At 58.5% G+C, this 13,720-nt stretch carries 13 protein-coding genes and 1 pseudogene; 11 read left to right on the top strand and 3 right to left on the bottom strand.

Translation table 11 applies throughout. The features are described 5' to 3' along the window. Positions 1 to 100: 100 nt before the first annotated feature. Positions 101 to 1,249 (top strand): L-threonine dehydrogenase, encoded by a 1,149-nt coding sequence (gene yiaY, locus AB4O41_RS10520; protein ID WP_460147670.1) that lies wholly within the window; start codon positions 101 to 103, stop codon positions 1,247 to 1,249. Here yiaY and AB4O41_RS10515 read toward each other — a convergent pair. Then, positions 1,246 to 2,412, bottom strand: a complete 1,167-nt coding sequence (locus tag AB4O41_RS10515; protein ID WP_460147669.1) for a multidrug effflux MFS transporter — start codon at positions 2,410 to 2,412, stop codon at positions 1,246 to 1,248. The two genes, yiaY and AB4O41_RS10515, sit on opposite strands and share 4 nt — an antisense overlap. Before the next feature lie 331 nt (positions 2,413 to 2,743). On the opposite strand from AB4O41_RS10515, the gene AB4O41_RS10510 reads away from it, so the two are divergent. The 9 genes from AB4O41_RS10510 to AB4O41_RS10470 all read left to right on the top strand — a co-directional run bounded on the left by AB4O41_RS10510 (position 2,744) and on the right by AB4O41_RS10470 (position 11,157). Continuing rightward, positions 2,744 to 3,652 (top strand): LysR family transcriptional regulator, encoded by a 909-nt coding sequence (locus AB4O41_RS10510; protein ID WP_460147668.1) that lies wholly within the window; start codon positions 2,744 to 2,746, stop codon positions 3,650 to 3,652. Positions 3,653 to 3,903: 251 nt separating this feature from the next. Next, entirely contained in the window at positions 3,904 to 5,097 is a 1,194-nt protein-coding gene (locus AB4O41_RS10505) for a CaiB/BaiF CoA transferase family protein (RefSeq protein ID WP_460147667.1), read from the top strand. Further along, positions 5,094 to 6,020 carry a hydroxymethylglutaryl-CoA lyase gene (locus tag AB4O41_RS10500; protein ID WP_460147666.1) on the top strand — a complete coding sequence of 309 codons (927 nt, stop codon included), beginning with the start codon at positions 5,094 to 5,096 and terminating at the stop codon, positions 6,018 to 6,020. Before AB4O41_RS10505 ends, AB4O41_RS10500 begins: the two co-directional genes overlap by 4 nt. 188 nt (positions 6,021 to 6,208) lie before the next feature. Next, the gene (locus AB4O41_RS10495) at positions 6,209 to 7,540 is read left to right on the top strand and encodes an MFS transporter (protein ID WP_460147665.1); all 1,332 of its coding nucleotides are present in this window, start codon (positions 6,209 to 6,211) and stop codon (positions 7,538 to 7,540) included. 201 nt (positions 7,541 to 7,741) lie between these two features. Continuing rightward, a complete protein-coding gene (gene fos / locus AB4O41_RS10490) occupies positions 7,742 to 8,158 on the top strand; it encodes a fosfomycin resistance glutathione transferase (protein WP_460147664.1) in 417 nt (138 codons plus the stop codon). A gap of 64 nt (positions 8,159 to 8,222) precedes the next feature. Then, positions 8,223 to 8,861 carry a LysE family translocator gene (locus AB4O41_RS10485; protein ID WP_460147663.1) on the top strand — a complete coding sequence of 213 codons (639 nt, stop codon included), beginning with the start codon at positions 8,223 to 8,225 and terminating at the stop codon, positions 8,859 to 8,861. 103 nt (positions 8,862 to 8,964) lie between these two features. Continuing rightward, positions 8,965 to 10,314, top strand: a complete 1,350-nt coding sequence (locus AB4O41_RS10480; RefSeq protein ID WP_460147662.1) for a sensor domain-containing protein — start codon at positions 8,965 to 8,967, stop codon at positions 10,312 to 10,314. A 110-nt stretch (positions 10,315 to 10,424) separates the two neighbouring features. Further along, positions 10,425 to 10,580 carry a KGG domain-containing protein gene (locus AB4O41_RS10475; RefSeq protein WP_008014777.1) on the top strand — a complete coding sequence of 52 codons (156 nt, stop codon included), beginning with the start codon at positions 10,425 to 10,427 and terminating at the stop codon, positions 10,578 to 10,580. A gap of 73 nt (positions 10,581 to 10,653) precedes the next feature. After that, a complete protein-coding gene (locus tag AB4O41_RS10470; RefSeq protein WP_123360469.1) occupies positions 10,654 to 11,157 on the top strand; it encodes a DUF4142 domain-containing protein in 504 nt (167 codons plus the stop codon). Positions 11,158 to 11,212: 55 nt separating this feature from the next. Here the strand turns inward: AB4O41_RS10470 and AB4O41_RS10465 are convergent, their stop codons facing one another. Beyond that, entirely contained in the window at positions 11,213 to 11,611 is a 399-nt protein-coding gene (locus tag AB4O41_RS10465; RefSeq protein WP_192344331.1) for a low affinity iron permease family protein, read from the bottom strand. 318 nt (positions 11,612 to 11,929) lie between these two features. Between AB4O41_RS10465 and AB4O41_RS10460 the strand changes: the two are divergent. Further along, positions 11,930 to 13,016 (top strand): annotated as a pseudogene (locus AB4O41_RS10460) (type I restriction endonuclease). 64 nt (positions 13,017 to 13,080) lie between these two features. Here AB4O41_RS10460 and AB4O41_RS10455 read toward each other — a convergent pair. Then, entirely contained in the window at positions 13,081 to 13,620 is a 540-nt protein-coding gene (locus AB4O41_RS10455) for an AidA/PixA family protein (protein ID WP_460148325.1), read from the bottom strand. Between the last annotated feature and the right edge of the window lie 100 nt (positions 13,621 to 13,720).

Below are 13,720 nucleotides of genomic sequence, written 5' to 3'. Positions count from 1 at the left end.
GCCTTGAGCCAGATCAAGTTACCGCGCGACTAATGGGTCGATCCTGTGCGCACCCGCCGGATCGGTGCTGTTGATTCGGCTTCAGCCAGGAGACTCGCGCATGAGCAGTACGTTTTTCATCCCCGCTGTGAACATCATGGGCACCGGTTGCCTCGACGAAGCCATGGACGCCATTCGCAAGTATGGTTTTCGCAAGGCGCTGATCGTCACCGACACCGGATTGGCCAAGGCTGGCGTGGCGACGATGATTGCCGAGAAACTGGCGATCCAGGACATCGACTCGGTGATCTTCGACGGCGCGAAGCCGAATCCGAGCATCGCCAACGTCGAACTTGGCCTGGGCCTGCTCAAGGAAAGTCGCTGTGATTTCGTGGTGTCGCTGGGCGGCGGTTCGCCTCACGACTGCGCCAAGGGCATCGCCTTGTGCGCCACAAACGGTGGGACGATTCGTGACTACGAAGGTGTCGATCAGTCGGCCAAACCGCAAATGCCGTTGATCGCGATCAACACCACTGCCGGTACCGCCAGCGAGATGACCCGTTTTTGCATCATCACCGACGAATCCCGTCACGTGAAAATGGCCATCGTCGATCGCAACGTCACACCGCTCCTGTCAGTCAACGATCCGGCGCTGATGGTCGCCATGCCCAAGGGCCTGACTGCCGCCACTGGCATGGACGCTCTGACCCACGCCATCGAAGCCTACGTCTCCACGGCGGCCAACCCGATTACCGATGCCTGTGCGCTGAAAGCCATCACGTTAATCAGCAATAACTTGCGTCTGGCCGTACGCGACGGCAGTGACATGGTTGCGCGGGAAAACATGGCTTACGCGCAATTCATGGCGGGTATGGCGTTCAACAACGCGTCCCTTGGCTACGTTCACGCGATGGCTCACCAGTTAGGTGGGTTCTACGACTTGCCCCATGGTGTGTGCAACGCGGTGTTGCTGCCTCATGTGCAAAGTTTCAACGCGCTGGTGTGCGCCGACCGCCTGGCCGATGTTGCCCGCGCGATGGGCGTCGACGTTCGCGGGTTCAGCCCCGAAGAGGGCGCTCAGGCAGCCATCGCGGCCATTCGCAACCTGGCCAAGGATGTGGAGATTCCCGGCGGTTTGCGCGAGCTCGGTGCCAAGCTCAACGACATCCCGGTGCTTGCCAGCAATGCCATGAAAGACGCCTGTGGACTGACCAATCCACGGAAGGCAGATCAGCGGCAGATCGAGGAAATTTTCCGCAGCGCGTTCTAAGTGGTTCGACGGCCGGGCGCGAACACTACGCAAAGCAGCGCGCCCACGGCCAGCAAGGTGCATAACAGCGACAATGGCCATGCCTGCTGGCTCGCTATCAGGCTGGCGATACCGCCGATAATGGCGGCCATCAGTTGGTGAATGAAACCGCTCAATGCCATCGCATAAGCGCCGCCGACTGGCGAACCTTCGTTGGCCAGGGACAGGCTGATCGGGTAATTCAGCGACTGGCCAAACACCGCAAAACAATAGGGCAACCAGAACAGCAGCGCTATCGATGTACCGGCGATGCTACCCAGCAACATGACTGCGCTGCCCGTCAGTACCAGCCCCACGCCTGCCGTCATCAGTTGGCGCTGACCGGTGCGCAACACAAAGCGATTGACCGCCACAGCCCCGAGAAAATAGGCCGCGCTGATTGGCCAACCCAACAATCCGTATTCCACTGCCGACCAGTTGAAGGGGCCTTGCAGAATCAACGGCGCCGCGGTGTTGAATGCGACGATCACCCCGTACCCCAAGCCGCCGACAAGGGCCGGCAACAGGAAGGCCCGATGACCCAGAATGTGCCAGTAACTCGTCCAGGCGGATGACAGTGTGTGCTCTGCTGCCAGCACCGGGAACGTGAATCGGGCCACCACCGTCGCCATCAACAGGCTTACGCCACCCAACAAGTAGAAGATCATCGGCCAACCCAGCGCCACTTGGATAATCGACCCCAGGTACTGGCCGATACCCAGCGCCACCACAAAGGAAATCGATATCCAGGACAACGCCTTGGCCAGCAGGTCTCCGCGAAAACTGTCGCGGATCAGCACCCGGGCCATGACCGAAATTCCGCTGGCGCCTACACCCTGAATCAGTCGAAAAATCAGGAACGATTCAAGCGTCTGGCCCAGGGGCAGGGCTAGGTTGCCCACCCCATAGATACCGAGTGCCGCGAGCAGCACCGGTTTGCGGCCAATGCGCTGACCGAGGCTGCCCCAGAACAGCATCGGCAGCGCCATGCCGATCAGATACACCGCCAGCCCCCATGAAACCTGCGAGGCATCGGCGGTTAAATCCCGGGCAATTTCCGGTAGCGCCGACAGATAAATGCTCATGCCCAATTGAGCGAGAAAAACCGTGCAGCAGGTGATGAGGAGGGTGGTGCTGCGCTTCATTTGATCTTCCCTGGGTTGCAGCTGCCGATGTCCCGGCCGTGAGTGCGTAAAAGCTCGCTGATGAGTTCGCAGAAATGGTGTATCAGCGTCGTATCCATGTCGGCGCGTAACGTGATTCTGATGGCTGCCTTGCCTTGTGCGACCATCGGGCAAACACTGCCGAAGTGAAAAAAACCTGGCGGATATTAACGTAAAGCTTTTCCTTCAATGCGACGCAATTCCAGAGTGCGGTGAACTGCCCTGAAGTGTTGTCGGGCAATTGGATGGCGGGGACGAAACGAAACCGGGCTATCCTGCCGACTCAGTCGAACCGAAATCATCGAGCCCTCCCATGCTGCAAAAAAGCCTGATCCGCCGCCTCGACCTGATCACTCTCCAACTCTTTGTGGCCGTCCATGAAGAGGGCACCTTGACCCGTGCCGCCGCTCGCGAAGCGATCGCGGTGTCGGCGGCCAGCAAGCGCTTGATGGAGTTGGAGGAGGCGCTGGGCATCAGCTTGTTCGTGCGCCAGGCCAAGGGCATGACCCTGACGCCGGCCGGTGAAACCCTGCTGCACCACGCCCGGCAGATGCTGTTCAACGTCGAGAAAATGGGCCTCGAACTGGGCGAGCATAGCCACGGTGTACGGGGTTATGTGCGGATGCTCGCCAATCTGTCGGCGATCATTCAGTTCCTGCCTGAAGACTTGAGAGACTTTTCCGAACGCCATCCGCAGGTCAAGACCGACCTCGAAGAACGCCCCAGCAGTGGGGTGATTCAGGGTGTGCTCGATGGCGTGGCAGACCTCGGGATTTGCTCCAGCGACAGTGATGTCAAAGGTCTGCACAGTGTTCTTTATCGTCGGGACAAACTGATGGTGTTGATGCCGGCCGATCATCCGCTGGCGAGTCGTTCGACCCTGGCTTTTGCCGACACGCTGGGCAGCGATTACGTTGGCTTGCACGCCGCCAGTTCCATCAACATGCGCACCCATGCGGCCGCGCGCAAGGCTGGCAAGGTACTGAGGCTGCGGATTCATGTGCCGGGGTTCGATGCCATGTGCCGGATGGTCCAGGCCAACATGGGCATCGGCATCCTGCCGCAAAAGGCCTACGAACTGTTTGGCCGGGCGTTGGGTTTGCACGCGGTGCCGCTGACGGATGACTGGTCGGATCGTGCGTTGATTCTGGTGGTGCGTGATGAAGCGGCGCTTTCGCCGGTGAGTAGGATGTTGTTTGAGCAGTTGCGCGGTCAGGCCTGAATATTCTCGATTGGATGGGCGGGCCTCTTCGCGGGCAAGCCTCGCTCCTACAGGATTGGCGGTGGGCATACAAAACTCTGTAGGAGCGAGGCTTGCCCGCGAAGACTGACTTGAGGTCGCGGCAATCTCCAGCCGGCCATCCAGCCATGCATTCGCGTTTCGCGAACGGTCGTTGCCAACTGACGGTTGGATTCCCGGCCCCTCGGTCCTCTAGCCTTGGCTCATATTCCAAGAACAAGAGGTACCCCGCGATGACTGCCCCCTTGAGTGCAATCAAAGTGATCGAGATCGGCACACTGATCGCCGCGCCATTCGCGGCGCGCATGCTCGCCGAGTTCGGCGCCGAAGTGATCAAGATCGAAGCCATGGGCCAGGGCGATCCCCTGCGAAAATGGCGCAAGCTGCACGAAGGCACTTCGCTGTGGTGGTACCTGCAATCGCGAAACAAGAAGTCCCTGGCGCTGAATCTGAAATCCCCCGAAGGCATCGAGTTGGTCAAGCAACTGGCGACCGACGCCGATGTGCTGATCGAAAACCTGCGCCCCGGTGCCCTGGAAAAACTTGGCCTGGGCTGGAACGTATTGCATGCCCTCAATCCCAACCTGACGCTGGTGCGCATTTCCGGTTATGGCCAGACCGGCCCATACCGTGATCGTCCGGGTTTCGGTGCCATCGGCGAGGCCATGGGCGGGATTCGCTACACCACCGGCACCCCCGGTTCACCGCCGGCCCGAGTGGGTGTGAGTCTCGGCGATTCCCTGGCCTCGCTGCATGCGGTCATCGGTGCGCTGATGTCGCTGCTGCGAGTCAAGACCGGGCAGGGCGGCGGGCAGGTGGTGGATGTGTCTTTGGCCGAAAGCGTGTTCAACGTGATGGAAAGCCTGGTGCCGGAATACGACATGCTGGGCCACGTTCGTGAGCGCAGCGGCGGGGCGTTGCCGGGCATCGCGCCATCCAATACCTACCTGACGGCCGACGGCGCCTACGTGGTGATCGCCGGCAACAGTGACCCGATCTATAAGCGCCTGATGGCGGTGATCGGTCGGATCGATCTGGCCGAAGCGCCGGAGTTTGCGCATAACGATGGCCGCGCCGCCAAAAGTAATGTGCTCGACGCCGCCATCACTCATTGGACTAGCAGCCTGCCTATCGACGAAGTGCTGTCGGCCCTGGAAGCTGCCGAAGTCCCGGCCGGGCGCATCTACTCGGTAGCCGACATCGTTGCCGATCCGCATTACCAGGCGCGGGACATGCTGCTCAGCGCCGAACTGCCCGGCGGCGCCACGGTGAAGATGCCGGGCATCGTACCGAAAATGTCCGAGACCCCCGGCGGCGTGAACTGGTCGGGACCGAGTCTGGGTCAGCACACCGACGGCATCCTCGCGGGGCTGGGCCTGACTGACCAGGACATCGAACGGCTGAAAGCTGAAGGGGTGGTGCAATGATCACTGATTATTCAGAGACCCTGATCGTTCAGGAAGTCTCCCCTCGTGACGGTTTGCAGATCGAGCCGACCTGGGTCGAAACCATCGACAAGATTGCGCTGATCGATCAGTTGTCGCTGGCGGGGTTCAGCCGTATCGAAGCAGGCTCGTTCGTTTCGCCAAAGGCCATTCCAGCGCTGCGTGATGGCGAGCAAGTGTTCAAGGGTATCGCCCGACGGCTAGATGTGATCTATGTGGCATTGATCCCCAACCTCAAAGGTGCACAACGAGCGCTGGACTCGGGGGCCGATGAGCTGAATCTGGTGATGTCCGCCAGCCAGACCCACAACCTGGCGAATATGCGGATGCGCTGCGAGGCGTCATTGGTGGCGTTTGGCGAGATCGTCGAATTCGTTCGCGGTACGCAGGTGCGGCTCAACGGCAGCATCGCCACGACCTTCGGTTGCCCGTTTGAATGCAGGATCGATGAGGACCGAGTGCTGCAGATCGTCGACGCCTATCAGGAGCTCGGGATCCAGGGCATTACCCTGGCCGACACCACCGGCATGGCCAATCCGCGTCAGGTCGATCGCTTGGTGCGCAGAGTCTTGCAGCGGGTTTCGCCGGCTGATCTGACCCTGCACTTTCACAACACTCGCGGCCTCGGTTTGTGCAATGTCCTGGCCGCTTACGAGGCCGGAGCCCGTCGCTTCGACGCGGCCCTCGGCGGCCTTGGCGGCTGCCCGTTTGCGCCGGGTGCTTCGGGCAATATCTGCACTGAAGATCTGGTCAACCTGTGCGACGAAATCGGTATTCACACCGGTATCGATCTGCCGTTGTTGCTGAAGTTGTCCCGAGGGTTACCCGCGTTGCTGGGTCACGAAGTACCCGGGCAGCTCGCCAAGGCCGGACGCAATTGCGACCTGCACCCGACACCCACCTGAAACCACCACGAACCCTGTAGGAGCGAGGCTTGCCCGCGAAAGCGGTCTGACATTCAGCATCGATGGCGACTGACACGCCGCCTTCGCGGGCAAGCCTCGCTCCTACAAAAAAGCGCGTTCACTGAACACCTCAACCAGACAACAAAAACAATCGGGACTCCCTCGTGAAGTCCATCTGGAGAAACACTATGAGCCTCAATGTATTGGAGGCGGGTGCGAGCCCGTCCGTTAGCCACGACGCCGAAAAAGCCCTGGTTCGCAAAGTCGCCTGGCGAGTGATGCCGCTGATCATGGTCTGCTACCTGTTCGCGTTTTTCGACCGCATCAACATCAGCTTTGCCAAGTTCCAGTTGCAGACCGACCTGAGCCTGAGCGATACCGCTTACGGCCTCGGCGCCGGGCTGTTTGTGGTCGGTTACGTGATCTTCGAAGTGCCGAGCAACATGATGCTCTACAAGGTCGGTGCGCGGCGCTGGATCGCCCGGATCATGATGTCCTGGGGGATCGCCACGGCGGCCATGGTCTTCGTCAACAGCGAATGGCAGTTCTACGCCTTGCGCTTCGTGATCGGTGCGATGGAAGCGGGTTTCGCCCCCGGCGTGCTGTATTACCTGACGCTGTGGTTCCCGCAGCACTATCGCGGGCGCATCACCTCGATGCTGTTCCTCGCGTCGGCGTTTGCCGGGCTGGTTGGCGCACCGTTCTCCGGGCTGGTGCTGCAACACCTTGATGGCTTCTTAGATATGCGCGGCTGGCATTGGCTGTTTCTGCTCGGAGGCGTGCCTTGCATCGGCCTCGGTTTGTTGGTGCTGACCTTGCTCAAGGACCGCATCGAAGACGCCCATTGGCTGACGCCGTCGGAGAAGACACTGCTCGCCAGCCGTATCGCTCACCACGAACCGCACAAGAGCGGCGGTTCCTTGCTGGCAGCCTTGCGAATTCCAGGTTTCCTGATGCTGGGACTGATCTACTTTCTGATTCAAGTAGCGTCCTATGGCTTGAATTTCTGGGCACCGCAACTGATCCGCAGCGCCGGCACCGAGAGTCCGGTGATGATCGGCTTGCTGACCGCCATTCCCTATGTCTGCGGCGCCATCAGCATGGTGGTGATCGGGCGGTTGTCCGATGCCACCGGCGAGCGGCGCAAGTTTGTCGCAGGTCTGGTGGCGGTAGGCGCGGTGGGGTTCTTCAGCGCAGGAATCTTCGCTAACCACACGACCTTCCTGATTGTCGCCCTGGGCTTGCTCGGTGCCGGGATCATCGCCTCCATCCCCAGCTTCTGGACCTTGCCGCCAAAACTGCTGGCCGGTGCCGGCGCAGGTGCCGCTGGCGGGATCGCGGTGATCAACACCCTTGGCCAATTCGGTGGGATCGTCAGCCCGGTCATGGTCGGGCGGATCAAGGACCTGACCGGCAGCACCACCCCGGCCCTGTACGTCATCGGCGTCGCCGCGCTGATCGCTGCTGCGTTGTTGCTGTGGGGATTGCCGCAGAAGCTGCGCACGCTCGATAAGTTCTGAAATTTTTGGCGTCAGGAAAAACGCTTTCGCGAGCAAGCCCGCTCCCACATTTAACCGTGTCCAACTTTGGAATTCGGTCAAGTGTGGGAGCGGGCTTGCTCGCGAAGACTGACTCACAGCAACAAAGCACTAGTGGTTCTACGCTCAAAGACGTTTAAGTTGTACGCTCCGGTCGGACCCAGCCTCAAGGTTACTTAACCCATGCTAACCGGCCTCAACCACCTGACCTTCGCCGTCACCGACCTGAACCGCGGTGTGGCGTTCTATCGCGATCTGCTGCAACTCCAGCTAGAAGCCACTTGGGACACCGGCGCCTATCTCTCATTACCCGGTCTATGGCTGTGCCTTTCTTTCGATCCGCTACGCGAATCTACGCCCGCCGCTGACTACACCCATTACGCTTTCAGTATTGGCGCTACGGACTTCCCGCTGATCGTCGAGCGTCTGCGATCCGCCAACGTGCGGGAATGGCGGGATAACCGCAGCGAAGGCGCGTCGTTCTATTTTCTCGACCCGGACGGGCACAAGCTTGAGGCGCATGTCGGGGATCTGGCGTCGCGGCTGGCGGCTTGTAGGCAGCAGCCGTATGCGGGGATGAAGTTCTTCGACGATCGTTAAGTCGATGCACGAGGTCCTGAGATAGACTTGCGTCCATTCATCCGGCGTTTCAACAGGAATTCCCATGACTCCATCGCTGCTAATGGCCGTTCTCGCCTCGGGCTTCATTTATGGCATCACGCCGGGACCGGGTGTGCTGGCGGTGTTTGGCATCGGCGCGGCACGCGGGCGGCGGGCCGGAGCGGGGTTTCTGTGCGGGCATTTGCTGGGCGACGTGGTCTGGTGCAGCACGGCGCTGATCGCTATTGTCGGTGCTCGGGAAATCGGCAGCACCGCGTTCGATGTGCTGGGCGTATTCAGTGGGCTCTACTTGTTCTGGCTGGGGCTGCGCGCAGTGCGAGCTCGGCGGGGCAGTGCCGAGGCGCCTCAGGGAACGGCGCGACAGCCGTTCTGGCACGGCATCATGTTCGGTTTGACCAACCCCAAGGCGTACCCGGTGGCGGTGGCGACCTTTACTGCGCTGCTGTCCAGCCGTGCAGAATTGCTGCATTGGTCAATGTTGCCCTGGTTGATCATCTTGAGCTTCATTGGTGGCCTTTTGGCCTACGCTATTCTCATCGGCATCGTCGGTGCGCGTCAGGTGCGCACGTTGTATCAGCGCCATGAGCTGGCGATCACCCGGTTGTGCGGGGTAATGTTCATCGGTTTTGCCATCAATGCCCTGGTGCATGCGCTGCCGGGGCTGGTGACGAACAAGGCTTGAGGCTGATCGCAGGGAAGCGTCAGCTGCACAGTCATCGCTCGGGCGTATGACCGGTCAGGGAGGGTTGTTCAATGTTGCATTGTCCGGACACGCTCTCGGCATCATGGAAAGCAGAAATTCCGCGCCACTGGCGAGTTACATCGACCTCTTGCTGGACGCCGTCTGTGCGGTGGACAAACAAGGTCGCTTCGTATTTGTCAGCGCGGCCTGCGAGCGAATTTTCGGTTACACCCCCGACGAGCTGATCGGCCAGCCGATGATCGACCTGGTGCATCCCGCCGACCGACAGCGCACCCTCGACGCCGCGCGGGAGATCATGGGGGGCGAGCCCAAGCTCAACTTTGAGAATCGTTACCTGCGCAAGGACGGCCGGGTGGTGCATATTCTCTGGTCGGCGCGCTGGTCGGAGGTCGATCAGGTGCGCATTGCCGTGGCGCGCGACATCTCCGAGCGCAAACAGGCCGAGTCCCGGCAAGCGGCGCTGTACGCAATCTCCGAAGCAGCCCACGCGGCGGAAGATCTGCTGGCGCTGTTCAAACGCATCCATTCGATCATCGGTGAATGGCTCCCGGCGTTGAATTTCTCTGTGGCGCTGTATGACGAGCACTGTGCGCAGCTGAATTTTCCCTATCACGTCGACGACTGTGAACCGCAACCCGAGGAGCCTGGGACGGTGACCGGGCGTCTTTGCAGTGAAGTGATCCGCAGCGGCTTGCCGATTCTGCTGACCCCGGATCAGGACAATCCGCCGGCGAGATTCGCGGCGCTGGTCGCGGGGCAGGATTCGCCCTGCTGGCTGGGCGTGCCATTGAGTTCGCAGAACGGCACCATTGGCGCGCTGATCGTTAAAAGCGTACCGGGCGGCGAGCGTTACACCGAGCAAGACAAGGAACTGCTGCAGTATGTTTGCGCCCAGGTCGCGACCGCTATCGAGCGCAAGCAATTGCATGCCCGGCTCCAGCGCATGGCCCAGTACGACCAATTGACTCAGTTGCCCAATCGCGAGTTGCTGCGCGAACGCCTCAAGGCCTCACTGGCGCTGGCCCGGGCAGATGCCGGTCGCATGGCGTTGCTCTATGTCGACCTCGACCGCTTCAAGCAAGTCAACGACACCCTGGGTCATGCGGTCGGCGACATGCTATTGCAAGCGGTCGCCAATCGGCTCAAAGGCTGCGTGCGCGAAACCGACACCGTAGCGCGTATCGGTGGTGATGAATTTGTCGTTTTGTTGCACAGCCTCCACGCCGCGGAAGACGCCGAGAAAGTGGCGGGAAAAATCCGCCAGGTACTGGTTCAGCCCCTGCGCCTGGACGGGCATAACCTGAATATTCAACCGAGCATCGGCGTTGCGCTCTACCCCGAACATGGGACCGAAGAAAATCAGTTGTTCAGGCATGCCGATGAGGCGATGTACAGCGCCAAACGCCAACAGCACTTGCGCTTCGAGGCCTGAAAGTCCGTTCGTCGCAGCGCCACCAGTTTTTCTAAACCTTTTTGACGATGGAAATTCTTATTCTATGCGGGCGGCTGCTCGCTGTGATCATCATCAAGAGGATGAAAACCATGCCTACTTCAAAAAATCCGAGTCCGGGTAGTGCCCATGATCGAACGAAGGCGTCTGAAGCCGGTCGCAAAGGTGGGAAAACCACCACGACGACCGTTGATAAAGACTCCGCGAAAGGCGGCATGGGCCGCAAAGGTGGTCAGAAATCCCGGTAATAGTGAAGATGGTTTCATTAAAAGACGGGGGCGAAAGCCCCCGTTGGAATTTTCAAAGAAGGAGGGCGCGACCATGAGCCGGATGGCCACCCGTTTACGCAATGCCAGTTTTGTCACGTTACTGGGTCTGTTTGCCAACAGTGCCTTTGCCCAGTCAGCCGCTGAATTCATCAACGAAGCGTCGGCCAAAGGCATGGCCGATATCGAAGCCAGTCGCCTGGCGCACCAGAAAACCGAGTCCAAAGAGGTCAAGGATTACACCATCGTGGTGATCAACGACCTCACCACCGCCAACCAGCATCTGGCGAAAATTGCCAAGCAACTCGATTTGCCGGTCGCACCACGCGAAGAGGTGATGGATAAGGCCAAAGCCTTGATTCCCGAGGTGAAGGACGATGCGTCCTTCGATCAGGCGTATGCCGCCAGTCAGGTGAAAACTACCCAAGAGACCATCGAGCAGCTTCAACAACAAGCGCAGACCACGGACGTGCCGCAAATCAAAGCGTTCGCCGAAGAAACCCTGCCCAAACTGCAAAACCATCTGCAAATGGCCAGGGCCCTGCAAGCCAGTCGCTAGCACTCATGGCGCGGGTGACGTCGCCGGTCACCCGCGGGGCATGGATCAACATTCATCAATCCTGTTTCTTTGTTTCCGGGACAACAGTGCCGTCCAGGGGAATCGTCTCGCCCTCGCCGAGGTGACGATATTTCTTTCTCAATTCTTCCAACTGTTTGAGATCCAGCGATTCGAGCCCCAGCATCGCATTCTGCGCTTCTTTCGTGACTCGCAATAACTCATCGATCTTCAAGTGCAAAATGTCCGTGTCGCGGTTCTGGGTGTTCTGGATCAGGAACACCATCAGGAAGGTGATGATGGTGGTCGAGGTGTTGATGATCAGCTGCCAGGTATCGTTGAAATGGAAAATCGGCCCGCTCAAACCCCACAGGATAATCAGAACGATCGCCCCCAGAAATGTCCGGGGCAGGCCGGCCCACAGGGAGAGTTTCTGTGCAATTTTTGCGAATTTCATTGCCGTGTTCCTTATAGGAATGCGCCTGATTTTCAGACAGCACGGGCACGACGAAAATTCTGCTGAATATTGCCTGCGGGATGAAAAGCCGGTGCGCTGAACCCTCTGTCAGCGCTCATCGTTCGGGGCCGAGAAGGTCGCAACCATTTCCACGGCCGAGGGAGCGCTCGCGCTCTTCATCGGAATGCGGCCTATGCCTTGCTGCGTCTGGAATCTTTGATTGGAATCTTTCTTTGTGCCGGTTTGTGTCTAGTATCAAATGGCAGTCAATTTGCCAGCATGCAAACACACGGATCGAAACCAAGTCAGAGGTCACTCATGGAATTCTTTGAGAAGTTAGCAAGCTCTAGCCGCCAAGGTTCGTTTGCAAAGCGCTGCAATTCAGACGGAGGAGGCGACCAAGAATGCTTTCGTCATGCCCTTCATCAGTACGGTGCTGGGCTACGATGTCTTTGATCCGAGTGAGGTGACTCCAGAATTCGTTTGCGATATCGGAACGAAAAAAGGAGAAAAAATTGACTACGCAATCATGAAGGAAGGAGAGGTACAGATCCTCATCGAGTGCAAAAAAATAGGCGAATCGCTGCACATCAATCACGCCTCCCAGCTGTTTCGCTATTTCCATGTCACCAGCGCTCGAATCTCTATCCTCACCAACGGCCAAGTCTATAAATTCTTCACCGACCTGGATGCGCCCAACAAGATGGATGAGAAACCGTTTCTTGAACTCGATCTTCTGGATATCGATGAGTACTCCGTCCCCGAATTGATCAAGCTCACCAAGTCTGCATTCGACGTGGATTCGATCATCAATGCTGCAGGTGAGCTGAAATACGTCAGTCAGATCAAAAAGGTCATCGCCTCGCAGGTCATCAAACCTGATGACGACTTTGTAAAAGTCTTCGCCTCCCGAGTGTACGATGGGGTCATAACTCAGAAAGTCCGTGAACAGTTCCACGAGCTGACGAGAAAAGCAGTCGTGCAGTTTCTCAATGATCAGATCAATGACCGACTCAAATCAGCTATGAGTGGTGCCATTCAGCCTGCGCTGGCATCGAGATCGGTTCCTGCCGGCGGCAGTGATCTGACAGATCCGCGTGACGAATCAGAGGATAAAGTGCTGACGACCCTGGAAGAATTGGAGGGTTATCACATTGTCCGTGCGGTGGTTCGTTCGGTTGTAGACGCTAAACGGATAGTGCAGCGCGATACGCAAAGCTATTTTGGGATCTTGCTCGATGACAACAATCGCAAGCCGATTTGTCGCCTTCATTTCAATCGTTCACAAAAGTACATTGGGATTTTTGACGAAGAAAAAAATGAAACGCGGCATCCGATTGGCTCGGTTGATGAGATTTACGATTATTCGGATCACTTGAAGAAGACAGTTGGATACTACGACTGACCGTGTTGGGTAAACGGCATACAAAGAACCGGCCCCTTGAGGCCGGTTTTTTGTGGGTCTCTGTTCACGTCGACAGCATCACCTCAGTCTTCCAACTGAAGTACCCCAACGCTTCACAGCGCGGGTTGATCAGCATGAAGCTCAGTTCGCAGGTTGCCACACCCGGGGTCAGTTGCGAGCACTCCCAATAATGATCATCGGCTTTGTGGCTACCCGGTTGGGTCGGGTTGGCGGGGTCGGGCGCGGGGACTGTCTGCTCGTCATGGACGACCAGTTTGGGCGGCGAAAGGATTCCGGTATCGCTTACCGAAATGTTGTGAAATACCACGCTGTGTTCGGCCAGCAGGCTGACGGTTCTGCCGCGGATATGAAAGACTTTTCCGTTGTTGGCGGTCAGTGTAATTTTACTGTCACTTTTAGCATTTTGTGTTGTCATTGTATCGCTGATGGCGAAGATGAAGCCGTCTTCAATCACAGTCGGTTTTTGCGGTTCGAGGCTGGGTTGCGGGTAACGGGAAAGCAGCGATTCGGCATCGACGATCAGCAGCACATTATTGGCTGTCACGACACTCGCCGAAGGGGAGTTAATCGGTTCGGAAGTCATCATGGATTCCTTTCATGATGTTGACGCATATCGATAGCCGCTTCGGTTCAAGCAGAGATCCATTCCAGTCGAGGCGGCAACGAGCCCGGTAGGCCCCTCG

Source organism: Pseudomonas sp. S2_A02, from assembly GCF_054668495.1.
Note: the sequence above shows the minus strand (reverse complement) of the source record. Positions and strands in the feature narration are given on the sequence as shown.

Excerpts from the sequence above, each read along its gene's own strand:
- AB4O41_RS10495 (WP_460147665.1), top strand. The coding sequence starts at position 6,209 with ATGAGCCTCAATGTATTGGAGGCGGGTGCGAGCCCGTCCGTTAGCCAC.
- AB4O41_RS10505 (WP_460147667.1), top strand. The coding sequence starts at position 3,904 with ATGACTGCCCCCTTGAGTGCAATCAAAGTGATCGAGATCGGCACACTG.
- AB4O41_RS10465 (WP_192344331.1), bottom strand. The coding sequence starts at position 11,611 with ATGAAATTCGCAAAAATTGCACAGAAACTCTCCCTGTGGGCCGGCCTG.
- AB4O41_RS10480 (WP_460147662.1), top strand. The coding sequence starts at position 8,965 with ATGGAAAGCAGAAATTCCGCGCCACTGGCGAGTTACATCGACCTCTTG.
- AB4O41_RS10515 (WP_460147669.1), bottom strand. The coding sequence starts at position 2,412 with ATGAAGCGCAGCACCACCCTCCTCATCACCTGCTGCACGGTTTTTCTC.
- AB4O41_RS10485 (WP_460147663.1), top strand. The coding sequence starts at position 8,223 with ATGACTCCATCGCTGCTAATGGCCGTTCTCGCCTCGGGCTTCATTTAT.
- AB4O41_RS10500 (WP_460147666.1), top strand. The coding sequence starts at position 5,094 with ATGATCACTGATTATTCAGAGACCCTGATCGTTCAGGAAGTCTCCCCT.
- AB4O41_RS10510 (WP_460147668.1), top strand. The coding sequence starts at position 2,744 with ATGCTGCAAAAAAGCCTGATCCGCCGCCTCGACCTGATCACTCTCCAA.
- yiaY (WP_460147670.1), top strand. The coding sequence starts at position 101 with ATGAGCAGTACGTTTTTCATCCCCGCTGTGAACATCATGGGCACCGGT.
- AB4O41_RS10470 (WP_123360469.1), top strand. The coding sequence starts at position 10,654 with ATGAGCCGGATGGCCACCCGTTTACGCAATGCCAGTTTTGTCACGTTA.
- AB4O41_RS10475 (WP_008014777.1), top strand. The coding sequence starts at position 10,425 with ATGCCTACTTCAAAAAATCCGAGTCCGGGTAGTGCCCATGATCGAACG.
- AB4O41_RS10455 (WP_460148325.1), bottom strand. The coding sequence starts at position 13,620 with ATGACTTCCGAACCGATTAACTCCCCTTCGGCGAGTGTCGTGACAGCC.
- fos (WP_460147664.1), top strand. The coding sequence starts at position 7,742 with ATGCTAACCGGCCTCAACCACCTGACCTTCGCCGTCACCGACCTGAAC.